Origin of the sequence: Streptomyces sp. LX-29, from assembly GCF_029541745.1 — a bacterium.
GTDB lineage: Bacteria > Actinomycetota > Actinomycetes > Streptomycetales > Streptomycetaceae > Streptomyces.
In genome coordinates this window covers 3196557-3218277 of the sequence record NZ_CP089746.1, presented here as the reverse complement: position 1 = coordinate 3218277, position 21721 = coordinate 3196557, and the positions used below count along the sequence as shown (strand labels likewise).

Annotated in this window: 20 protein-coding genes and 4 tRNA genes; 19 read left to right on the top strand and 5 right to left on the bottom strand. The window is 72.8% G+C overall.

Going from position 1 to position 21721, the window contains the following annotated elements; translation table 11 throughout:
* Nucleotides 1-14: 14 nt before the first annotated feature.
* The 4 genes from LRS74_RS13745 to LRS74_RS13730 all read left to right on the top strand — a co-directional run bounded on the left by LRS74_RS13745 (nucleotide 15) and on the right by LRS74_RS13730 (nucleotide 4721).
* A complete protein-coding gene (locus LRS74_RS13745) occupies nucleotides 15-1589 on the top strand; it encodes an NADH-quinone oxidoreductase subunit M (RefSeq protein WP_277744743.1) in 1575 nt (524 codons plus the stop codon).
* An 8-nt stretch (nucleotides 1590-1597) separates the two neighbouring features.
* Nucleotides 1598-3196, top strand: coding sequence for an NADH-quinone oxidoreductase subunit N (locus LRS74_RS13740; RefSeq protein ID WP_277744742.1), 1599 nt, complete (start codon nucleotides 1598-1600; stop codon nucleotides 3194-3196).
* Nucleotides 3197-3465: 269 nt separating this feature from the next.
* Entirely contained in the window at nucleotides 3466-4326 is an 861-nt protein-coding gene (gene htpX / locus LRS74_RS13735; protein WP_277741265.1) for a zinc metalloprotease HtpX, read from the top strand.
* Nucleotides 4326-4721 (top strand): YccF domain-containing protein, encoded by a 396-nt coding sequence (locus LRS74_RS13730; protein WP_277741264.1) that lies wholly within the window; start codon nucleotides 4326-4328, stop codon nucleotides 4719-4721. The genes htpX and LRS74_RS13730 overlap by 1 nt, the downstream gene beginning before the upstream one ends.
* Before the next feature lie 152 nt (nucleotides 4722-4873).
* On the opposite strand, the gene LRS74_RS13725 is transcribed toward LRS74_RS13730, so the two are convergent.
* A complete protein-coding gene (locus LRS74_RS13725; protein WP_277741263.1) occupies nucleotides 4874-5362 on the bottom strand; it encodes a YajQ family cyclic di-GMP-binding protein in 489 nt (162 codons plus the stop codon).
* Between the two features lie 191 nt (nucleotides 5363-5553).
* Here LRS74_RS13725 and LRS74_RS13720 point away from each other — a divergent pair.
* From LRS74_RS13720 to LRS74_RS13710, 3 genes are all read left to right on the top strand, one after another.
* Nucleotides 5554-5635, top strand: a tRNA-Tyr gene (locus LRS74_RS13720).
* A 217-nt stretch (nucleotides 5636-5852) separates the two neighbouring features.
* Nucleotides 5853-6104 (top strand): dsRBD fold-containing protein, encoded by a 252-nt coding sequence (locus LRS74_RS13715; protein WP_277744741.1) that lies wholly within the window; start codon nucleotides 5853-5855, stop codon nucleotides 6102-6104.
* A 404-nt stretch (nucleotides 6105-6508) separates the two neighbouring features.
* The gene (locus LRS74_RS13710) at nucleotides 6509-7009 is read left to right on the top strand and encodes a DUF3574 domain-containing protein (RefSeq protein ID WP_277741262.1); all 501 of its coding nucleotides are present in this window, start codon (nucleotides 6509-6511) and stop codon (nucleotides 7007-7009) included.
* 15 nt (nucleotides 7010-7024) lie between these two features.
* Here LRS74_RS13710 and LRS74_RS13705 read toward each other — a convergent pair whose 3' ends face one another.
* On the bottom strand, nucleotides 7025-7699 hold the full coding sequence (locus LRS74_RS13705) for an NAD(P)H-binding protein (RefSeq protein WP_277741260.1): 675 nt from the start codon (nucleotides 7697-7699) through the stop codon (nucleotides 7025-7027).
* Between the two features lie 258 nt (nucleotides 7700-7957).
* Between LRS74_RS13705 and LRS74_RS13700 the strand changes: the two genes are divergently transcribed.
* Complete coding sequence (locus tag LRS74_RS13700) at nucleotides 7958-8959, top strand: hypothetical protein (RefSeq protein WP_277741259.1); 1002 nt, start codon at nucleotides 7958-7960, stop codon at nucleotides 8957-8959.
* A gap of 679 nt (nucleotides 8960-9638) precedes the next feature.
* Here LRS74_RS13700 and LRS74_RS13695 read toward each other — a convergent pair.
* Nucleotides 9639-10985 (bottom strand): hydrolase, encoded by a 1347-nt coding sequence (locus tag LRS74_RS13695; protein ID WP_277741258.1) that lies wholly within the window; start codon nucleotides 10983-10985, stop codon nucleotides 9639-9641.
* 1321 nt (nucleotides 10986-12306) lie between these two features.
* Between LRS74_RS13695 and LRS74_RS13690 the strand changes: the two genes are divergently transcribed.
* The 8 genes from LRS74_RS13690 to LRS74_RS13655 all read left to right on the top strand — a co-directional run bounded on the left by LRS74_RS13690 (nucleotide 12307) and on the right by LRS74_RS13655 (nucleotide 17308).
* A tRNA-Thr gene (locus LRS74_RS13690) sits at nucleotides 12307-12379 on the top strand.
* 55 nt (nucleotides 12380-12434) lie between these two features.
* Nucleotides 12435-12507 (top strand) — tRNA-Met (locus LRS74_RS13685).
* Nucleotides 12508-12590: 83 nt separating this feature from the next.
* Nucleotides 12591-12755 carry a 50S ribosomal protein L33 gene (gene rpmG / locus LRS74_RS13680; protein WP_004571794.1) on the top strand — a complete coding sequence of 55 codons (165 nt, stop codon included), beginning with the start codon at nucleotides 12591-12593 and terminating at the stop codon, nucleotides 12753-12755.
* Nucleotides 12756-12864: 109 nt separating this feature from the next.
* Nucleotides 12865-13317 (top strand): MaoC family dehydratase N-terminal domain-containing protein, encoded by a 453-nt coding sequence (locus tag LRS74_RS13675; protein WP_277741257.1) that lies wholly within the window; start codon nucleotides 12865-12867, stop codon nucleotides 13315-13317.
* A gap of 5 nt (nucleotides 13318-13322) precedes the next feature.
* Nucleotides 13323-13757 carry a MaoC family dehydratase gene (locus LRS74_RS13670; RefSeq protein WP_144380917.1) on the top strand — a complete coding sequence of 145 codons (435 nt, stop codon included), beginning with the start codon at nucleotides 13323-13325 and terminating at the stop codon, nucleotides 13755-13757.
* A 191-nt stretch (nucleotides 13758-13948) separates the two neighbouring features.
* Nucleotides 13949-14506: a TetR/AcrR family transcriptional regulator gene (locus LRS74_RS13665; protein WP_277741256.1), complete on the top strand. Its 558-nt coding sequence runs from the start codon at nucleotides 13949-13951 to the stop codon at nucleotides 14504-14506.
* Nucleotides 14507-14638: 132 nt separating this feature from the next.
* Complete coding sequence (locus LRS74_RS13660) at nucleotides 14639-16096, top strand: DHA2 family efflux MFS transporter permease subunit (RefSeq protein WP_277741255.1); 1458 nt, start codon at nucleotides 14639-14641, stop codon at nucleotides 16094-16096.
* 156 nt (nucleotides 16097-16252) lie between these two features.
* On the top strand, nucleotides 16253-17308 hold the full coding sequence (locus LRS74_RS13655; RefSeq protein WP_277741254.1) for a UDP-N-acetylmuramate dehydrogenase: 1056 nt from the start codon (nucleotides 16253-16255) through the stop codon (nucleotides 17306-17308).
* A gap of 238 nt (nucleotides 17309-17546) precedes the next feature.
* Here LRS74_RS13655 and LRS74_RS13650 read toward each other — a convergent pair whose 3' ends face one another.
* Complete coding sequence (locus LRS74_RS13650; protein WP_277741253.1) at nucleotides 17547-18623, bottom strand: adenosine deaminase; 1077 nt, start codon at nucleotides 18621-18623, stop codon at nucleotides 17547-17549.
* Between the two features lie 128 nt (nucleotides 18624-18751).
* A complete protein-coding gene (locus tag LRS74_RS13645) occupies nucleotides 18752-19990 on the bottom strand; it encodes a pyridoxal phosphate-dependent aminotransferase (RefSeq protein ID WP_277741252.1) in 1239 nt (412 codons plus the stop codon).
* A 307-nt stretch (nucleotides 19991-20297) separates the two neighbouring features.
* On the opposite strand from LRS74_RS13645, the gene LRS74_RS13640 reads away from it, so the two are divergent.
* From LRS74_RS13640 to nusG, 3 genes are all read left to right on the top strand, one after another.
* A tRNA-Trp gene (locus tag LRS74_RS13640) sits at nucleotides 20298-20370 on the top strand.
* Nucleotides 20371-20482: 112 nt separating this feature from the next.
* Complete coding sequence (gene secE / locus LRS74_RS13635; protein ID WP_144380923.1) at nucleotides 20483-20773, top strand: preprotein translocase subunit SecE; 291 nt, start codon at nucleotides 20483-20485, stop codon at nucleotides 20771-20773.
* A 78-nt stretch (nucleotides 20774-20851) separates the two neighbouring features.
* Nucleotides 20852-21715 carry a transcription termination/antitermination protein NusG gene (gene nusG / locus LRS74_RS13630; RefSeq protein WP_277741250.1) on the top strand — a complete coding sequence of 288 codons (864 nt, stop codon included), beginning with the start codon at nucleotides 20852-20854 and terminating at the stop codon, nucleotides 21713-21715.
* Nucleotides 21716-21721 lie beyond the last annotated feature (6 nt).

Below are 21721 nucleotides of genomic sequence, written 5' to 3'. Positions count from 1 at the left end.
TGAATGACACCGCTATGCAGCTCCTCCTCGCGGCCGTAGTCGTCCTCCCCCTGATCGGCTCCGTCGCCGCCCTGCTCCCGGCCCCGCCCGGACTGAAGGGCCGCGACCCCGACCAGGCGGTGCTGCGGCACGGCGTCACCGTCACCGGCGCGGTCCTGGCCGCGGCCATCGCCCTGGCCGTCGGCTTCGACCACGACCAGCCGGCGCGGATGCAGGCCCAGACCGACATCAGCTGGATCCCGGCGCTGGACATCCGCATCCACCTCGGCGTGGACGGCATCTCGCTCCCCCTCCTCGTGCTGACGGCGCTGCTGACCTTCCTCTGCGCGGTCTACAGCTACGTGAACATGCCCGCGGGCCCGTCCCCGAAGGCGTTCGTCTCGCTGCTGCTCGTGCTGGAGTCCGGGACCCTCGCCTCGTTCGCGGTCCTGGACCTGATGCTGTTCTTCCTGGCGTTCGAGATGGTGCTCATCCCGATGTACTTCCTCATCAACCGGTGGGGCGGCGAGGGGCGCGAGGCCGCCGCCTGGAAGTTCATCCTCTACACGCTGCTCGGCTCGGTCGTGATGCTGCTGGGCCTCCTGCTCGTCGGGCTCAAGGGCGGCACCTTCGACATGGTGGCACTCGCCACCGACAACGGCGCCGGACTGAGCCACACCACGCAGCTCATCGCGGTCCTCGCCATCGGCGTCGGCCTGGCCGTGAAGTCGCCGATGTGGCCGCTGCACACCTGGCTGCCCGACGCCCACACCGCCGCCCCGACCGTCGGCTCCGTGCTGCTGGCGGGCGTGCTGCTGAAGATGGGCACCTACGGCTTCGTGCGGATCGTGCTGCCCATCGCCCCCGAGGGCGCGCACACCTTCGCCCCGTACCTCGCCGCCTTCGCGGTCGTCGGCATCATCTACGGGTCGCTCGCCTGCCTGGCGCTGGCCCGCGCGGGCGCCAAGGGCGACCTCAAGCGGCTGATCGCGTACTCCTCCGTCGGCCACATGGGCTTCGTGCTGCTCGGCATCGCCACCCTCACCCCCACCGGGGTGAACGGCGCGCTCTTCGCCAACGTCGCCCACGGCCTCATCACCGGCCTGCTGTTCTTCCTGGTCGGCGCAGTGAAGGACCGGTACGGCAGCACCGACCTCGACCACCTCGCCGGGCGTACCGGCGGGGCGCTCTACGGCCGGGCCCCGCGCCTGGGCGGGCTGCTCGCCTTCGGTGCCGTCGCCTCCCTCGGCCTGCCCGGACTGGCCGGCTTCTGGGGCGAGATGCTCGCCATGTTCGGCGCGTTCGAGCCCGCCGCGGGCCTCAGCCGCCCCGCGTACCTGACCTACCTCGCCTTCGCGGCCTTCGGCACCCTGCTCACCGCCGCCTATCTGCTGATCGTCGTGCGCCGGGTGTGCATGGGCGACCCGGCCGAGGAGGCCGGCACCGCGGCCCCGGCCGGCGGCGCCGGCGCCGCGGTCGACGTCCGCCCGTACGAGTTCGCGGCCTGGACCCCTCTCGTCGCCCTCACCGTCCTCGCCGGACTGTGGCCCGCGGTCCTCCTCGGCCTCACCGAACCGGCCGTGCAGAACCTCCTCGGAGGCGGTAGCTGATGACCCCGATGACCGTCCACGCCCCGACGACCGCCCTCGCGGCGGACGGGGCCGCGAGCGTCGTCCAGTCCGTCGACTGGCTCGCCATCGCCCCGCCCACCATCGCGGCCGTCGTCGCCCTGGCCGTCCTCGTGGCCGACCTGTTCCTGCCGGAGGCCAGGAAGCCGCTGCTGGGCTGGGTCTCCATCGGCGGCCTGGTGCTGGCCGGGCTCTCGCTGCTGCCGCTGCTCGACGGCGACCGCCGGACGTTCTGCCTCACCACCTCCGGCCAGACCGGGGTGTGCAGCTACGCGGCCGACCACTTCGCGCTCGCCATCCAGTTCCTGGTGATCGGCGGCGCCCTGCTGACCGCCCTGCTCTCCGTCAACGCGGTGGACGACCAGCGACTCCCCGCCGGCGAGTTCTGGTTCCTGCTGCTCTCCTCGGCCGCGGGCGCCGCCCTGCTGCCGGCCTCGCGCGACCTGGCGACCCTCGTCGTCGCCCTGGAGGTCGCCTCGCTGCCGGCGTTCGCGCTGGTCGGCATGCGCCGCGGGGACCGGCTCTCCTCCGAGGCCGCCCTGAAGTTCTTCCTCTCCTCGGTCACCGCGACCGCCGTCACGCTGCTGGGCGTCAGCTTCCTGTACGCCGCCACCGGCAGCCTCCACCTGTCCGAGATCGCCGAGGGGCTCACCCGCGTCGACCCGCGGCTGGAGACCCTCGCCCAGGCCGGCGTGGTGCTGACCCTGGTCGGCTTCGCCTTCAAGACCGCGGCCGTGCCCTTCCACTTCTGGGTGCCCGACACCTACGTAGGCGCGCCGCTGCCGGTCGCCGCCTACCTCTCGGTCGTCGGCAAGGCGGTCGGCTTCACCGGCGTCATCCTGGTCACCGTCCTCGCCTTCCCCTCCTACGACGAGGTGTGGGGGCCGGCGCTGGCCGTGCTCGCCGCGGCCACCATGACCGCCGGCAACGTCGCCGCGCTGCGTCAGCGCCCCGAGCGCGCGCACAGCGCGGTCCGCCTGCTGGCCTGGTCCTCCGTCGGCCAGGCGGGGTACCTGCTGGTGCCGATCGCCGCCGCCGGCTACGCCGACACCGCGCGGGACGCCCGGGAGGCCATCGGCTCCACCGTGGCGTACGCGCTCATGTACGCGGCCGTGAACCTCGGCGCCTTCGCGGTCGCCGCGCTGGTCGCCCGCAGCCACGCGGCCAACCGCGTCGCCGACTACCGCGGGCTGTACGCCTCCCGCCCGCTGGCCGCCCTCTCGCTCGGCTTCTTCCTGCTCTGCCTGGCCGGCCTGCCGCCGGGCGTCATCGGCCTCTTCGCCAAGGTCACCGTCTTCTCGACGGCGGTCGACGCGGGGCTGGGCTGGCTGGCGGTGGTCATGGCGATCAACGTCGTGATCGCGCTCTACTACTACCTCCAGTGGACGGCGATCCTCTTCCGGGCGCCGGAGGAGCGGGCCGAGGCCGCGCCCGGGGAGCCGGCGGAGGTCGGCGCCCCCGGCCCCGTGGTCCCCGTCCGCATCCCGGCCCCGCTCACCGCCGCCATCGGCCTGGCCGCGGTCCTGGGCGTCGTCCTGTCGGGCGCCCCGCAGCTCGTCCTGCGCTTCGCCTCCGGCACCCTGCTGTAGCCCCAGGGGGCGCCGCGCCGTAGGGCGCTCCCGCGCGGGGCGCCGTTCGGCGTGCCGGGCGAGGGCCGTGGTCGCGCGGCGACGCCCCGGACAGGGAGCGCCACCGGGCGCCTACCGGCCCGCGGATCACCCCGACGGCCCAGCCGCCGCCGCGCGTGCGCAAGGGAACCAGCCCTGCTCATCTGGCGTTGACCAGATCAGGAGGGTCCACTGGAAAGTGGATACACCAGGCAAAGGGTTCCCCTGCCGCACCACTTGGAGGGCGTACCGTGCACCGACGGCACAACGGGCTCAAGACGGCCGTACTCCTCGGGGGCCTGTCCGCGCTCATCATCGTGATCGGCAGTCTCTTCGGCCGTACGGGCCTGATCATCGCGGTCTTCGTGGCGCTGGCCACCAACGCGTACGCCTACTGGAACAGCGACAAGCTGGCGCTGCGGGCCATGCGCGCCCGACCGGTGAGCGAGTTCGAGGCCCCGCAGCTCTACCGGATGGTCCGCGAGCTGTCGACGGCCGCGCGGCAGCCCATGCCCCGGCTCTACATCTCCCCGACCGACGCGCCCAACGCCTTCGCGACCGGTCGCAACCCGCGCAACGCCGCCGTGTGCTGCACCGAGGGCATCCTGCGCATCCTGGACGAGCGCGAGCTGCGCGGGGTGATCGGACACGAGCTCAGCCATGTCTACAACCGCGACATCCTGATCTCGTCGGTCGCCGGAGCGCTCGCCTCCGTGGTGATGTTCCTGGTCAACTTCGCCTGGCTGATTCCCATCGGACGCTCCGACGACGACGAGGGCCCCGGTTTCCTCGGGATGCTGATGATCATGATCCTCGGTCCGATCGCCGCCGCGCTCATCCAACTGGCCGTCAGCCGCTCCCGGGAGTACGAGGCGGACACCTCCGGGGCCCAGCTCACCGGCGATCCGCTCGCCCTCGCCAGCGCCCTGCGCAAGCTCGACGCCGGCACCAAGGCGTTGCCGCTGCCGCCCGAGCCGCGGCTGGAGACGGCCAGCCACATGATGATCGCCAACCCGTTCCGGCCGGGTCCCGGCATGGCCAAGCTCTTCTCCACCCACCCGCCCATGGCGGAGCGCATCGCCCGCCTGGAACAGATGGCAGGTCACCGCTGATGAAGACGCTGCTCAACCTGGTCTGGCTGGTCCTCTGCGGCTTCTGGATGGCCATCGGCTACCTGGTCGCCGGACTGATCCCGTTCATCACGATCATCGGCATCCCCTTCGCGATCGCCTCCTGGCGCATCGCCGGCTTCGCCCTGTGGCCCTTCGGCCGCACCGCCGTCCTCCGCCGCGACGCGGGCGCCCCCTCCTGCGTGGGCAATGTGCTGTGGCTGGTGCTCGCCGGGTGGTGGCTGGCGCTCGGACACGTGGTCACCGGCGTGCTGCTCTGTCTGACGATCATCGGCATCCCGCTCGGCCTGGCCAACTTCAAGCTCATCCCGATCTCGCTCACCCCGCTGGGCCACGAGATCGTCCGCACCGACGAGCCGTTCGGCGCGCGACGCTGACGCCGCGGGGCGCGCCGCCGGCGGGCGGGGGCGTGTGCGCGGGGGCGTCCGGGCAGGTCCCGTAGCGAGCCAGGACCCCGCCGGCCGGGCCGACGGGGTCCTGGGACGCGGTGGAGACGCGGGGCGACGGCACCGGCCGCCGCCCCGCCGCCTCACCGGTAGTTGGTGAACTGCACCGCGAAGTCGAGGTCCTTGCCCTTGAGCAGCGCGATGACGGCCTGCAGGTCGTCCCGGCTCTTGGAGGACACCCGCAGCTCGTCGCCCTGCACCTGCGCCTTGACGCCCTTGGGGCCCTCGTCACGGATGATCTTGGCGACCTTCTTGGCGTTCTCCTGGGAGATACCCTCCTCGAGGGTGGCGAAGATCTTGTACTCCTTGCCGGAGGCCTGCGGCTCGCCCGCGTCCAGCGCCTTCAGCGAGATCCCGCGCTTGACCAGCTTGGACTGGAAGACGTCGAGGATCGCCTTGACCCGCTCCTCGGAGTTGGCACGCATCTCGATGCGCTCGCCCGACCACTCGATGGAGGCCCCGACGTTCTTGAAGTCGTAGCGCTGGGAGATCTCGCGGCTCGCCTGGTTGAGGGCGTTGTCGACCTCCTGCCGCTCGACCTTCGAGACGATGTCGAAACTGGAGTCGGCCATATTGAGTTGGCTCCTCGTACGTAGATCGGTCATGGGTGCGGCCCGCCCGGACCACACGGGTCAGCCTAGCCACCCAACCCATGATCGAGCGGGGATCAACCCAGTGGCGAAACACCCCCGGACATCGGGTATGGTTTACGTCGTTGCCAGGGAGTCCCGACGAAAGAAGGGGCGACCACGGCGATGCCCCAGGCGGTGTGCCCGAGTGGCCAATGGGAGCGGACTGTAAATCCGTCGGCTTAGCCTACCCAGGTTCGAATCCTGGCGCCGCCACACTGGGTGAGACCCCCGGCGAACTGCGATAAAGCAGTTCGCCGGGGGTCTTTTCGTGTGCCCTTTCCGCATTCCGCCTCGGTGCCTCGCGGCACTTTTCGGCGCCCCCGGACGGGTGGTCTTCGGGATTCCCGGACCAGTGAGCGACGACGGTGCGTGAGTGAGCGGTTACGTTTTGTCGGCCCAGGTGCTCCAGAGCTTCGTCGCGGAGGTGCTGATCGTGGAGGTTGCGGGCTGGCATGTGGAAATCGAGTTCGACGAAGACGAGACCCACACCAAGGCGGCGGCGCTGCTGCGGCTGCGGGACGGGGCGGAGCTCCGGGCGCACGGGAAGGCGACGCGGGACCGCAAGGACCCGGACGAACGCCGGATCGGTGAGGAGCTGGCGGGTGCCCGCGCGCTGACGGACCTCGCCGAGCAGCTGACGGCCAAGGCCCAGGGTGAGGTCAAGGAGCTGCGGCGGAAGTGACGTCGACGCCTTCGGCCGATGCGATGCCCTCGGCTGAGGCGAGTGAGGCGAGTGAGGCGGCTGAGCCGACGACCCCGGCCCGGGGCGGGCGACCCCTCGGCGGGAGGGGCGAGGTCGGCCGAGGCGATCGACCGGCGGGCCCCGCGCCCCGCGGGCTGAGGCGACCGGCTCTGGCCCGAGGCGACCGACCTCGACCGTGGAGACGACTGAGGCGACCGACCTCGACCGTGGAGACGACCGAGGCGAACGACCTCGGCTGAGGCGCGGCGGAGGCCGGTCCGGCCGCCCGCCGCGGCCCGGGGTCGAGGTCGCGCCATGCGGGCGAAGCGGGTGAAGCGGGTGTAGCGGTCGGAGGGCTGAACCGGGCGCCGGATGGGCAGAGCCCGGGGGAGCCGCGGCGCCCGATGCGCCGGGCCCTACGAAGGGACGCCCCCGTGCCGACGAAGAAGCCGCGCGCCCGCACCGCCGCCCTCGGGGCGGCGTTCATCCTCGCGGCCGCCACACCGGTCACCGCGTACGCCGCGCTGGACGACGACCGAGCCGCGCCCCCGGTCTCCGCCGCCGCCTCGCGCGGCAAGCCGTACGTGGAGACCCGCCTGTTCTTCGGGACCGAGCGCCCCGACGGCGGCGCGCCGGTCACCGACCGGCAGTTCATGGACTTCGTCGACCGCGAGGTCACGCCGAACTTCCCGGCCGGACTGACCATCCAGGACGGGCGCGGCCAGTGGCGCGACGAGAACGGCAGGATCGAGCGCGAGCGGTCGTACGTGCTGACCCTGCTGTACCCGGTCGCCGAGGCACGGATCAACGACCCGCGCATCGAGGGCATCCGCTCGGCGTACGAGAAGGAGTTCGGGCAGGAGTCGGTGGCCCGGGCCGACGAGGGCACCCGCGTGGGCTTCTGACCCGCCCGGCTCGGGCTACCCCTCCACCACCCGCCGCACCGCCTCCACCACCGGGTCCGAGCCGTTGATCAGCTCCAGGGTGCGGCGGGCGGTGCGGGGCTCGTCCAGGAGGGCCGCCAGCGCGGCGGCCACGTCATCGCGGGAGACGGCGGCGCGACCGGTGTGCTCGGCGAGGGTCACCAGCCCCGTGCCGGGGTCGTCCGTGAGCCGGCCCGGCCGCAGGATCGTCCAGTCGAGGCCGGAGCGGGCCGACACGTTCGCGTCCGCGGCGCCCTTCGCCCGCAGATAGACGGCGAAGACCGGGTCCATGCCCGCGGGGGGCTCGTCCGGGAGGGCGGGGTTCGCTCCCATCGAGGACACGACGACGTACCGCCGCACCCCGGCCGCCTCCGCGGCGTCCGCGAAGAGCACCGCGGCCGCGTGGTCCACCGTCTCCTTGCGCGCGGCGCCGCTGCCCGGGCCCGCGCCCGCCGCGAAGACCGCCGCGTCCGCGCCCTCCAGGTGCCGCGCGACGTCGGCCACCGTCGCCGTCTCCAGATCGCAGACGACGGGTTCGGCCCCGGCCGCCAACAGGTCGCCCGCCTGCTCGGGTCGGCGGATGACACCCGCGACCTCGTCACCGCGCCCGGCGAGCAGCCGCTCCAGCCGCAGCGCGATCTGACCATGTCCACCAGCGATGACTGTGCGCATGATCCCGACCGTACGCCGTGTGACCTTCCGGAGCTGTGCAACCCTCTGCGGGGCTCGTGAGTCTCAAGGAACGATTTCGCGTCAAACGAGGAGACCGTCATTTCCGCCTCCACCACCCTCCGCAGGTCCATAGCGGCCGCGGGCTGCGCCGCGGTCCTGGCCACCGGCGTCGCCGCCTGCGGCGCCGTCGAGAACATCTCCGCGGGGAAGAAGCTCTCGAACGCCGCAGACAAACTGGGCGAACGGTCGTCGGTGTCCATGTCGCTCGAACTCGACGTGAAGCCCGAGCAGCTCGTCGAGCTGTCCAAGAAGGACCCCGAGTCGGAGCCGCTGACGCTCAAGCAGGCGAAGCACCTGGCCGACCTCCGGTTCACCTTCTCCGCGACCGCGAAGAAGCCGCTGGCGGAGGCGGGCGAGAAGGACATGGTCGGCGCCGGCCTGTCCATCGGCATCGGTGACAGCGAACTGGCGGAGTACCGCGTCGTCGATGAAATGGCCTATTACCGCCTCGACGTGAAGAAGTTCGGCGAGCTCATCGGTTTCCCCACGCCGAGCGCCGAGGACATCGACGCGCTGGTGCCCGAAGACGAGTCCAAGGGCATCAAGGCGGTGCTCACCGGCGGATGGGTCAAGCTCGACACCAAGGAGCTGAAGGAGGCCGGGGAGGCCGGCGGCGCCGCGAAGGACGAGAAGAAGGCCGACAAGGCCGAGAAGAAGCTTCTGGACGGGCTCCGCAAGCTCTTCGACCGCGAGATCACGATCAAGGACAAGGGCAGCCGCGACGGCGCCCAGCACCTGGTCGCCACCGGTCCGGTGCGGACCCTGCTGACCGGCATGGTCGACAAGCTCCGGACCTACGCCAAGGACATGCCGGGCGGCTCCGACGGCCTGCCGACCGACGAGGACCTCAAGGGTCTCCCCAACAAGAAGATCTCCATCGACTTCGCGGTCAAGAACGGCGAGCTGGCGGGCGCCACCACGGACCTCGCCCCGCTCATCGACGACCTGAAGAAGGGCGAGAAGTTCGGCCTCTCGGTGACGTTCGGCGAGGGCAACAAGATCACCGCCCCGTCCGGCGCCACCCAGATCCACCTCGAAGACCTGGCGGCGGGCTTCGGCTTCGGCCCCTTCGGCCGCACGGGCGAGCCGGGCGACCCGGAGGACGTGGGCTACGACGAGTTCTCGGACGAGGACCTGGACTACGAGGAGTTCGCGGACGAGGACCTGGGCTACGACGACCTCTCGGACGAGGGCGTCTGACCCTCCGACGCGCCGGCGGACCCCGGGACCGGACGACGAGCCCGGGGTCCGCTGCCGCCGCAAGGACGCCTCGCCCGGATGCCTCGCAAGGACGCCTCGCCCGGACGCCCCGCGCGGCGCTCCCGGTTGCCGGTGCGTTCGTGTGTGGCGTCGCGGTCGCGAGCGGTCGTGCCACGGCCGCCCTGGGGTGAGCGTGGCCCGTGGTGGTGCCAGAGTGCGCTGTTCCGTGCCCGGACGTGGACGCGACGCGCCTGTCGGCGGGCCCTGCGCCCTCCCACCGGCCCCGCGCCCTCCCATTGGCCCCGGGCCGGGGCCGAGGTGGCGGGTGCTGTGCGTCCGTCCGGCTGATCGCGCTCACCCCCGTGGGCGGCTCTCTGAACGCTCCTGACCGAGCGCCGGCCGGCCGCCGTCGCACCGTGCCCTGACGCGGCCGTCCCGCCTGGTGGGCGCGGTGCCCTGGCCGGGCCGTGGTCGCACCCGGCGCCGTCGGCCGCCTCCTCGGTGGCGGCCGGCGTGCGCTCGCCCGGTCGCTCGGGCCCGGCGCTCCGCGGGCGTTTCCCCGGCCGCGCACCGGCCGGCGGCCGCCGTCGCGTCGGGTGGTGGTGACGCGATGACACCGGTCTGTCGCCACCGACGCCGCGGCAGGCTGTTCGGCGCTCCGCGCGGTGGCCTCGTTCGCCTACCCCGGCTGCTGTGGGCCGCCGGAGCCGGAGCCGCTGCTGCCGCCGTCGCGAGCCCGGGACTGGCGCGGCAGATCCAAGGCGACCGCGACGGCCGAGTCGCAGTACTCCCGGACCGCGCTGGTGCGCGCCACCACGCGCCCGCGGTGCACCACGATGCGGCTGTAGGCGAGCGACAGCACGGCCGCGACGCCCTCGCCCCGGACGGCCAGGAGCTCCGCGGGGAAGCCGGCCTCCACCCGTACCTCCGCCAGCCCCATGGCCGCCCGAGCGCTGCCGCAGACGGCGTCGTACGCCTCCTCGGGTCGCAGCTCTCCGCGCGAGGCGAGCAGATAGGCCGCTTCCAGCGGGTCCCCGCGGCCGACGGGGTTGGCCGCGTCCCGCAACGCGCCGCTGCCGGCGGCGACCCGTACGCCGGCCGCTCGAAGGAGCCGCGCGGGGGCGCAGTGGGCGGCGTGGGCGGCCCGCGCGGGGCCGCTCGGCGCGGCGCGCTCCTCCAGGCCGCCGCAGTCGCCCTGCGGCAGGCAGACGACCGTGACGCCGGCGGCCGCCAACTGGTCCGCCGCGCGGGCCGCCACCTCGCGCGGGAGCAGCCCCAGGCCCCCGCACGGACCGATGCTCACGCCCGGGCGCAGCCCGCCCGCCATGGCCGCCAGTCGGGACAGCCGCGCCGGATCCGTGCCGTCCGTGTGCAGGTCCACGGCGCAGCCGTGCTCGGCGGCCACGCTCAGGACCGCTTCGGCGTGGCCGGTCGGGTCGGGATCGAGGTCCGGGCAGCCCCCGATCACCGTCGCGCCCATCTTCACCGCGTCCCGCAACATCGCCAGCCCGTCCGCCCCGGCCGCCCCCGTCAGCACCCGGGGCACCGCGACGGCGGTGAGGTCCGCCAGGCCGCGCAGCGCCCGCCGCGCGGAGAGCACCGCCTCCAGCGAGCGCAGCCCGTGGACCCCGCCGATGCGAACGTGGGTGCGCAGCGCGGTCGCCCCGTGGCCGAGGTGGAGCAGCGCGGCCTCCGTGGTGCGGCGCTGGATGTCCTCGGGCGCGTACGACAGCGGGCCCTCGACGTCCGCCGTCAGGGCGGTGTCGCAGTGCGCGTGCGGCTCGGCGGGGGCCGGGAGCAGCAGGTAGCCGTTGAGGTCCACACGGGCGGCGGGGGCGGTCAGGCTGCCCGCCGTGCCGACCGCCTCGATCCGACCGCCGCTGAGCCGCACGTCCACCGTGCGGCCGTCGGCGAGCCGGGCGCCGCCGAGCACCAGCGTGGCGGCCTCCGGGGCCGCGCCTTCGCTGCGGGCGGGGTGGCGCGGCTGGTGCGGCTGAGGCTGCGGCTGGGGCTGACTGTCGGGCATCGCACTCCTGGAAGTGGCGAGTGGGTCGCGGGAGGGGCGTACGCGGGGCGCGGTCGAGGGCGCGGTGGCGCGCACGTGGCCAAGATCACTCAGCGTGGTCCGAGCCTAGGGCGCCGCGCGGGCGGCTTCGAGGAGGAGGCGAATAGTCGTACCGGTGTGGCCCCGGCTTGCCGCACCCACGGCTCCCCGGCGTGGCTCCGGTGTGCCGCACCCACGGCTCCCGGCGTGGCCCCGGCGCCGCCCGCATGCCGCCCGGACGCGTGCCCTCCCCGGACGGAGTGCCGGTGCGGTTCGGGCTGGAAGGGCGGCGCGATGCCGCGCCGAGCGGGGGCTCGGCGCTCTCGACTCATGGGCGCACGCGGCCACGCGTGACGACGGGCCGGGGCCGCGCGGGCGGCGCCACCGCCCGCGCGGCCCGCCGTTCCCCGCCCGTTGGACGCGAGCCGTGGCCGCCGCCCGGCGAGGCGCTCGAACGAGGCGCTGGAACGGGCCCTGGTGGCCTCCGAGCCCCGAGGCGCGCCGATGGCGCCGCTCGGGGCCGCTCGGGCTCCTCACGCGGCCTCTCACCGCGCGCCCATGCCGGATACCGCGTCACGCCGTGTCCGCTCGCCTCCGGGCCTCGCAGGGAGTCCAAGCCCGACCGGGCCCCTCGGGGCCGCGTTCGCCCGCCTCCGGCCTCCCGGGGCCGGCCCCGTCCGTCTCGGGCTTTCCCCCGGCCGCACCCGTCCGTCTCAGGCTTCCCCCGGCCGCACCCGCCCGCGTGGCGGGCTTTCCCGGCCGCGTCCATCCGTGTCGGACCTCCCCTGGGCGGCGGCGGCTTCTGTCCGCCTCCGGCCTCCCGGGCCGCGTGCGCCCGCCTCCGGCCTCCCGGGCCGCGTGCGCCCGTGTCCGGCCTCCCCGGCCGCGTCCGCCGGTCTCCAGGCCCCTACGGCTCGACGGTGTCGCGAACCCTCCGGGCCGCGCCCACGGCCCGATCGCCCTCAACGGGGCATGTGTTCAGCGTCACGCGCCCGACGCCCCGTCGACTGCCTGCCGCGGCACCGACCGCGCCTGGGGCTCCCGCGCCACGCCCGGCCACGGTCGGGTGCGGAACTCGTGGCCGGTTCCCGCCCGGCCCGCTGCCCGCTGACCGGCCGCCGGGGGCTGGAGGTCCGGCACCCGGCACGGTTCCGGGGCGTGACGGGCGCGCCGGCGCGGCCCGGCTCCAGGCGCGTCGCGCGGGGCAGCGGGGCCCTGGGAGGGCGTTGTGGCGACAGGCGGTTCGGCGGCCCCGATACGGATTTCACCTTCGGCGGCCAAGCGTGTAATGTCTTCATCGCTCGCCCCAATAGCTCAGTCGGCAGAGCGTCTCCATGGTAAGGAGAAGGTCTACGGTTCGATTCCGTATTGGGGCTCTGGTGTGTGAGGCTTCTCGCCCGGTTACGGCCGGGCGGGAGCCAATCGCATCTCAGCGGTGTAGCTCAGTCGGTAGAGCAAGCGGCTCATAATCGCTGTGTCACCGGTTCAAGTCCGGTCACCGCTACTGCTAGTAGCCGATTGCGGGGTCGGTCCTTCGATCGGCTACTCTTTCTGCGTTAATCCATCCGTTCGTCAAGGAGCACTCACGTGGCTGCCACCGACGTCCGCCCGAAGATCACGCTGGCCTGCGTGGAGTGCAAGGAGCGGAACTACATCACCAAGAAGAACCGGCGTAACGACCCGGATCGCCTTGAGATGAAGAAGCACTGCCCGCGTTGCAACGCGCACACCGCGCACCGCGAGACGCGATAACCCAGTCTCACCCACGAGGCCGCCCCCACAGCGGGGGCGGCCTCGTGCTGTTGTGGTTCCACCCTTCACGCCGCGACACGCCGCGACACGCGCAAGGAGGTGCCGAGCGATGGCACTCGACCCGTCCTTCATCGGGCGGACCTATCCGCCCACCCGGCCGTATGAGGTCGGTCGGGAGAAGATCCGTGAATTCGCCGAGGCCATCGGCGATCCGAATCCCGCCTATGTGGACCCCGAGGCGGCCAGGGCGCTGGGTTATCCGGACGTGATCGCACCGCCGACCTTCCCCTTCGCGATCACCACCAAGGTCGCGCAGCAGGCCGTCGAGGACCCGGAGCTCGGGCTGGACTACAGCCGGGTGGTGCACGGCGACCAGAAGTTCGCCTACAACCGGCCGATCCACGCGGGGGACCGCCTCACCGTCGTCTCCACCATCGAGGACATCAAGTCCCTGGCGGGCAACGACGTGCTGCTGGTCCGCAACGAGCTGCGTGACGAGAACGGCGAGCTCGTGGTGGTCTCGCACACGAAGCTGGTGGCGCGCGCCGCCGGGCAGGAGTGACGTAGATGACAGCGAAGGTTTCCTACGCCGATGTCGAGGTCGGCACCGAGCTGCCGCCGCAGACCTTCTCCGTGAACCGCGCCACACTCGTCGCGTATGCGGGCGCCTCGGGCGACTTCAACCCGATCCACTGGAACGAGAAGTTCGCCACCGAGGTCGGCCTGCCCGACGTCATCGCGCACGGCATGTTCACCATGGCGTCCGCGATCCGCGTGGTGACCGACTGGGCTGGCGACCCGGCGGCGGTGGTCGACTACGGGGTGCGCTTCACGAAGCCGGTCGTGGTCCCCAACGACGACAAGGGCAGCCTGATCGAGGTCAGCGCCAAGGTCGCCGTGAAGCTCGACGACGAGGCCCGCACGGTCCGCGTGGACCTGGTGGCCATGAACGAGGGGCGCAAGGTCCTCGGCATGTCCCGCGCGGTGGTCGCTCTCGCCTGACCGCGCCCGCATGGCGGCCGCGCTCGTCCGCCGGCGCCCGCGCGGGTGCGCGTTCACCTTCGCGCGGGTGTGCGCTCGCCCTGGCGCGCACCGCGCGGCGCACCGCAAGCGTCTCTGTCGCCCCCGGCCCGACGGACCGGGGGCGGCTTTCGCCCTTGACCTGTTAGTGATTGGCCACTAACTTCCTTTCCATGGTCAGAATGAGTGCGGAAGAGCGGCGCGAGAGCGTCATCCGGGCCGCGATCACCGAGTTCGCGCGCGGTGGCTACCGCGGCACGTCCACCGAGGCGATCGCGCGTCGGGTGGGGGTCTCGCAGCCGTACCTGTTCCGGCTCTTCCCGAACAAGCAGGCCATCTTCCTGGCGGCGGCCACCCGCTGCCTCCGGGAGACCCGGGAGGCGATGGCGGAGGCGGCGCGCGACGTGCCGCCCGAGGGCGCGCACATGGCGATGGCCGAGGCCTACAAGAAGCTCCTCGCCGACCCCGAGCGGCTGCTCATGCAGATGCAGGTCTACGTCGCCGTGGCCTCGGCCGAGGCGGCGGGAGACCGCGAGTTCGGCGAGGCGATCCGCGCCAGCTGGGCGGAGCTGTGGGACTCGTCCCACCTGGCCCTGGGGGCGGACGTCGGCGAGACGACCGAGTTCATGGCCTACGGAATGCTGATCAACGTCCTGGCCTCGCTGGGCTTCCCGCCGGATCACCGGGTCTGGTCGGACTTCTCCGAGATCCCGGTCGAGCGGGGGCGGTAGCGGACCGCGCGGGGCGGGGATCGGTCGACGGCGGACCGCCACGGGGGAGTGGCCCTCGTTCCTCCGCGCCCGCCCCGCGCATCGCCATGAGCACGAAAGTTAGTAAGCAATAACTAATCTTCAGGGGGATTCATGGAACAGCACCAGCCCGCCCGGCGCGGGGACGCCGTCTGGGCACTGGTCATCACCAGCGTCGCCGGCTTCATGGCGGCCCTGGACAACCTGGTGGTCACCACCGCGCTGCCGGCCATCCGCGAGGACCTCGGGGGCGGCCTCGCGGACCTCGAATGGACGGTGAACGCCTACACCCTCACCTTCGCGGTGCTGCTCATGACCGGCGCCGCCCTGGGCGACCGCTACGGACGCCGCCGGCTCTTCCTGGTCGGTCTCACGATCTTCACCGGGGCCTCGGCCGTCGCCGCCATGGCCTCCGGCCTCGACGGGCTGATCGCCGCCCGCGCGGTGCAGGGTGTCGGCGCCGCGATCATGATGCCGCTCACCCTCACCCTGCTCACCAGCGCGGTGCCGGCCGAGCGCCGGGGCATGGCGTACGGCATCTGGGGAGCCGTCAACGGCCTCGCCGTCGCCAGCGGCCCGCTCATCGGCGGCGGCCTCACCGAGCACGTCTCCTGGCAGTGGATCTTCTGGCTGAACGTGCCGCTCGGCATCGCCCTGCTGCCGCTCGCCCGACTGCGGCTGAGCGAGTCCCGCGCGCCCGGCGCCCGGCTCGACGTCCCCGGCACCGTCCTGGTCAGCCTCGGCCTCTTCGGGATCGTCTACGGGCTGGTCAGCGCCACCCCGCACGGCTGGACCAGCGGCCGGGTGCTCACCGGGCTGATCGTCGGCGCCGTGCTGCTCTTCGCCTTCGTCCGCCACGGCGTCCGCGGCCGCAACCCGATGCTGCCGATGCGGCTCTTCCGCGGACGCGCCTTCTCGGCGATCAACGCGGCCAGCCTGCTGATGTTCCTGGGGATGTTCGGCTCGATCTTCCTGCTCAGCCAGTTCCTCCAGCAGGTCTGCGGCTACTCGCCCACCGAGGCCGGGCTGCGGATGCTGCCCTGGACCGGCATGCCGATGATCGTCGCGCCCATCGCCGGATACCTCTCCGACCGCGTGGGCGGCCGTCCCGTCGTCGCCGTGGGGCTCGCCCTCCAGGCGGTCGGCCTGGCGCTCTTCGCGCTCGTCATGGACGCCGACGTCTCCTATGCCGCGCAGCTGCCCGCGCTGGTCATCAGCGGCATCGGCATGGCGCTCTACTTCGCCCCGGCGGCCAACCTGGTCATGTCCAGCGTCCGCCCGGCGGAGCAGGGCATCGCCTCCGGCGCCAACAACGCCCTCCGTGAGGTCGGCGGCACCCTCGGCGTCGCCGTCCTGGCCTCCGTCTTCTCGTCACGGGGCGGCTACGAGTCGCCCGCCGCCTTCGTCGACGGCATCGCGCCGGCGCTGTGGGTCGGCGCCGCCGCGGTGGCCCTGGCGGCGGTGGCCGCCCTGCTGCTGCCGTCCCGCGCGGTCGCCGGCTCCGAGGCCCCGGCACGTTCCGAGGCGCCGGAGGCATCCGAGGCGCCCGCCCGGGTCCCGTCGGCCGTGTAGGCGCCGCCGGCCGGCTCGGCCGCCCGGGGCGCGCACGGCGCCCCCCAGCCGATCCGGCGGATCCGGCCGACCCGGTCGCGCCGGAGGGCCCTACGGGGCCGGGGCGACGCCCCGGCCCGGCCGGCCGCCGGAAAGGCACCCCGTACCCTTGTGCGGGTGCAGGAACTCCATGACGCCCCGCTTGCCCCGTTGACCACCTTCCGGCTCGGCGGGCCGGCCACCCGGCTGATCACGGCCACCACGGACGACGACGTGATCGCGGTCGTGCGCGAGGCGGACGCCGCCGGCACCCCGCTGCTGATCATCGGGGGCGGCAGCAACCTGGTGATCTCGGACAAGGGCTTCGCCGGCACCGCGCTGCGCATCGCGACCACCGGCTTCACCCTTGACGGCACCCAGCTGGAACTGGCCGCCGGCGAGAACTGGCCCGAGGCCGTGGCGCGCACCGTCGAGGCGGGTCTGGCGGGGATCGAGTGCCTGGCCGGCATCCCGGGCTCGGCCGGTGCCACGCCGATCCAGAACGTCGGCGCGTACGGCCAGGAGGTCTCGGCCACGATCACCGAGGTCGTCGCCTACGACCGGCGTGCCGACGAGGTCGTGACCATCCCCAACGCCGACTGCGGCTTCGGCTACCGGCACAGCCGCTTCAAGGACGACCCCACCCGCTTCGTCGTGCTGCGGGTCCGCTTCGCCCTGGAGGACGCGGACGGACTCTCCGCGCCGATCAAGTACGGCGAGACCGCGCGGGTGCTCGGTGTCGAGGTGGGCGACCGGGTCCCCGCCGCCACCGCCCGCGAGACCGTGCTGAAGCTCCGCGCGGGCAAGGGCATGGTGCTGGACCCGGAAGACCACGACACCTGGTCGGCGGGGTCGTTCTTCACCAACCCGATCCTCAGCGAGGTCGAGCACGCCGCCTTCCTGGGCCGCGTGGCCGAGCGGCTCGGCCCGGACGTCGCCCCGCCCGCCTTCCCGGCGGGCGACGGCCACATCAAGACCTCCGCCGCCTGGCTGATCGACAAGGCCGGCTTCACCAAGGGCTACGGGGACGGCCCGGCCCGCATCTCCGGCAAGCACACGCTCGCGCTCACCAACCGCGGCCGGGCCACCACCGAGGACCTGCTGACGCTCGCCCGCGAGGTCCGCGACGGCGTCCACGCCGCCTTCGGGGTCACCCTGGTCAACGAGCCCGTGACGGTCGGCGTGAGCCTCTAGGGACGCGTCCACGCGCCAGGGGACGGGGACGGTCCGGCGCCGGGGCGAACTCACCGGGCCCCGCCGCCCACGGGCGCCGATCACGGCGCGTCACGGGGCGGCCAGGGGGCTGCCGGGCCCGGCGCCGTCGTCGAGGGCGCCACAGAGCTCCCCCGGGCGGCCCCGGGGTCGTACGGGGCGGTAGCGGCCCGCGCCCGCCCCAGGCGCCGCCTCAGCCCGCACCCGCCCCGGCGCCGTCTCAGCCCGCCAGCCAGTCGTCGATCCCCGCCAGCACCTGCTTCTGGACCTCCGCCGGCGCGGCCGAGCCGCGGATCGACTGGCGGGCCAGCTCGGCCAGCTCCGTGTCGGTGAAGCCGTGGTGCACGCGTGCCAGCTCGTACTGGGCGGCCAGTCGGGAACCGAAGAGCAACGGATCGTCGGCGCCCAGCGCTATCGGCACGCCCGCCTCGAAGAGGGTGCGCAGCGGCACGTCCCCCGGGCGCTCGTAGACCCCGAGGGCCACGTTGGACGACGGGCACACCTCGCAGGTCACGCCGCGCTGGGCGAGCTTGCGCAGCAGGCGCGGGTCCTCCGCGGCGCGCACGCCGTGCCCCACGCGGGCCGCGTGCAGATCGTCCAGGCAGTCCCGGACGCTGTGCGGGCCGGTCAGCTCGCCGCCGTGCGGCGCCGCCAGCAGCCCGCCCTCCCGCGCGATGGCGAAGGCGCGGTCGAAGTCCCGCGCGAGGCCGCGCCGCTCGTCGTTGGACAGGCCGAAGCCGACGACCCCGCGGTCGCGATAGCGCACCGCGAGTCGGGCCAGCGTGCGCGCGTCCAGAGGGTGCTTCATGCGGTTGGCCGCGACCAGCACCCGGATGCCCAGGCCGGTATCGCGCGCCGCGCGGTCCACCGCGTCCAGGATGATCTCCATGGCCGGGATCAGTCCGCCCAGCCGCGGGGCGTACGAGGTCGGATCGACCTGGATCTCCAGCCACTGCGAGCCGTCCCGAACGTCCTCCTCGGCCGCCTCGCGCACCAGCCGCTGGATGTCCTCCGGCTCTCGCAGGCAGGACCGGGCGATGTCGTAGAGCCGCTGGAAGCGGAACCAGCCGCGTTCGTCGGTGGCCCGTAGCCTCGGCGGTTCGCCGCCGCTGAGCGCCTCCGGCAGGTGGACGCCGTACTTGTCGGCCAGCTCCAGCAGGGTGCCGGGTCGCATCGAGCCGGTGAAGTGCAGATGCAGGTGCGCCTTGGGCAACAGGCGCAGCTCTCGCGTGCCGGGTGCCCCGTGGGGCGGGACTGCCCGGTCGTGCGGAGGGGGGTCTCCAGGGGACTGCAACATCCCAAGATCCTGCCGTATCGGACACCGGGACCGGAAGGGGGATTCCCCACAGGAGCACATCCCCGAATACGCGTGCGGGGCCCCGAAGGGCCCCGCAACCGGTCCCGGACCCGCCGGGGAGCGTCCGCCTAGGCGCGCGCCTCGCTCAGCAGCTTCTGCAGCCGCGAGACGCCCTCGACCAGGTCCTCGTCGCCGAGCGCGTACGACAGGCGCAGGTAACCCGGGGTGCCGAAGGCCTCACCCGGGACCACCGCGACCTCGGCCTCCTCGAGGATCAGCTCGGCCAGCTCGACGGAGGTCGCGGGCCGCTTGCCGCGGATCTCCTTGCCCAGCAGCCCCTTGACCGACGGGTAGGCGTAGAACGCACCCTCGGGCTCCGGGCAGAACACGCCCTCGATCTCGTTGAGCATCCGCACGATGGTGCGGCGCCGCCGGTCGAAGGCGACCTTCATCTCGTCGACCGCCTCCAGATCGCCGGAGACCGCCGCGAGGGCCGCGCGCTGGGCGACGTTGGAGACGTTGGAGGTGGCGTGCGACTGGAGGTTGGTCGCGGCCTTGATGACGTCCTTCGGGCCGATGACCCAGCCCACCCGCCAGCCGGTCATCGCGTAGGTCTTGGCGACGCCGTTGACCACGATGCACTTCTCGCGCAGCTCGGGCACGACCACCGGCAGCGAGGTGAACTCCGCGTCGCCGTAGACCAGGTGCTCGTAGATCTCGTCGGTCAGCACCCACAGCCCGTGCTCGGCCGCCCAGCGGCCGATCGCCTCCACCTCGGCGCGGCTGTAGACCGCGCCGGTCGGGTTGGACGGGGAGACGAAGAGCAGCACCTTGGTGCGCTCGGTGCGCGCCGCCTCCAGCTGCTCCACCGAGACCCGGTAGCCGGTGGTCTCGTCGGCGACGACATCGACCGGGACGCCGCCCGCCAGCCGGATGGACTCGGGGTAGGTGGTCCAGTACGGAGCCGGGACGATGACCTCGTCCTCCGGGTCCAGGATCGCGGCGAACGCCTCGTAGATCGCCTGCTTGCCACCGTTGGTGACGAGCACCTGCGCCGCCTCGACCTCGTAACCGGAGTCGCGCAGCGTCTTGGCGGCGATCGCGGCCTTCAGCTCGGGCAGGCCGCCGGCGGGGGTGTAGCGGTGGTTCTTGGGGTCACGGCAGGCCTCCACCGCGGCCTCGACGATGTAGTCGGGGGTGGGGAAGTCCGGCTCGCCCGCGCCGAAGCCGATCACCGGGCGGCCGGCGGCCTTGAGGGCCTTGGCCTTGGCGTCGACGGCGAGGGTGGCCGACTCGGAGATCGACCCGACGCGGGCCGAGACCCGGCGGTCGGTGGGTGCGGACGGGGCAGGAGTAGCAGCGCTCATGCATGCATCGTCGCATCCTCGCGACGGCCGGGACACACGGGTTTCGGGACGCGTCCCACGGCGTGTCCCACCGGGTTTTTCCGGGCCGGATCCCCGGCTGACCACGGGGTTTCCCCGGCCGGACCGGGGCCGCGAACCGGGCCGGAAACCGGGCCGAAAACGGGGGTCGCGGCGAGCTCGACGGATATCTCGTTCGACGCCCGGCCGCAGAACACGTACACTCATCCGTCGTTGGCCACACACGCCATCGTTTCCGTCCCGCACACTCCGTGCAGCCGGTCGGATGCGGTAGGTTGGTGAGCCGCGAAGGGTCGTAGCTCAATTGGTAGAGCACCGGTCTCCAAAACCGGCGGTTGGGGGTTCAAGTCCCTCCGGCCCTGCTACACGCATCTTCATGAGGATGCGCGTGTATCACATGCGTAATGCGGGAAGCACCGCTGTACGGCCGGGCCGGACGCGGCACGGCCACGATCCGGATTCAGGTGAGGACGAGTGACGGAAGCCCTTGGCTCCACCGCGACGCCTGAGAGCGGTCGTCCCGAGGACGAGGTGGCGGCCAAGAAGGGTCGCCGCGGTGGCAAGCGCGGGAAGAAGGGCCCTCTCGGTCGCCTCGCGCTGTTCTACCGCCAGGTCGTCGCCGAGCTCCGCAAGGTCGTCTGGCCGACGCGCGGCCAGCTGACGACGTACACCATGGTGGTGATCGTCTTCGTCGTCATCATGATCGGCCTCGTTACCGTGATTGACTTTGGGTTCAGCGAAGCCGTCAAGTACGTCTTCGGCTAGCTCATCCGTGAGGGCGGCCCCACCGGGCTGCCCCTTCACTCGTTCCACCCCTCTTGAAGCCAGGAAGAAGCAGCCACCGTGTCTGACCCGAACCTGAACGAGCCCGTCGAGTCCGTTGAGGACGAGCTCGACATCGTCGAGGCGGCCGACGACGACCAGGTCGAGGCTGTCGACGCCGAGGCGGGCCAGGCGGCCGAGGAGGCCGCGCTCCACGTCGAGGACGAGGAGTCCGTCGAAGACGAGGAGTCCGTCGAGGACGAGGCCGAGGAAGCCGAGGACGAGGAGACCGCCGAGGAGGAGGCCGAGGAGCCGGCCGCCGAGGCCGTCGACCCGGTCGCCGCCCTGCGCGAGGAGCTGCGCACCCTCCCCGGCGAGTGGTACGTCATCCACACCTACGCGGGCTACGAGAACCGCGTGAAGACCAACCTCGAGCAGCGCGCCGTCTCGCTCAACGTCGAGGACTACATCTTCCAGGCCGAGGTGCCGCAGGAGGAGGTCGTCCAGATCAAGAACGGCGACCGCCGCACCGTCCGCCAGAACAAGCTCCCCGGCTACGTGCTGGTGCGCATGGACCTGACGAACGAGTCCTGGGGCGTCGTGCGGAACACGCCGGGTGTCACCGGCTTCGTGGGCAACGCCTACGACCCGTACCCGCTGACCCTGGACGAGATCGTCAAGATGCTCGCCCCCGAGGCCGAGGCGAAGGCCGCCAAGGAGGCCGCCGAGGCCGAGGGCCGCCCGGCGCCCAGCCGCAAGGTCGAGGTCCAGGTGCTGGACTTCGAGGTCGGCGACTCGGTCACCGTCACCGACGGTCCGTTCGCCACCCTCCAGGCGACCATCAACGAGATCAACGCCGACTCGAAGAAGGTCAAGGGCCTCGTCGAGATCTTCGGCCGCGAGACCCCGGTCGAGCTGAGCTTCGACCAGATCCAGAAGAACTGATCGTCC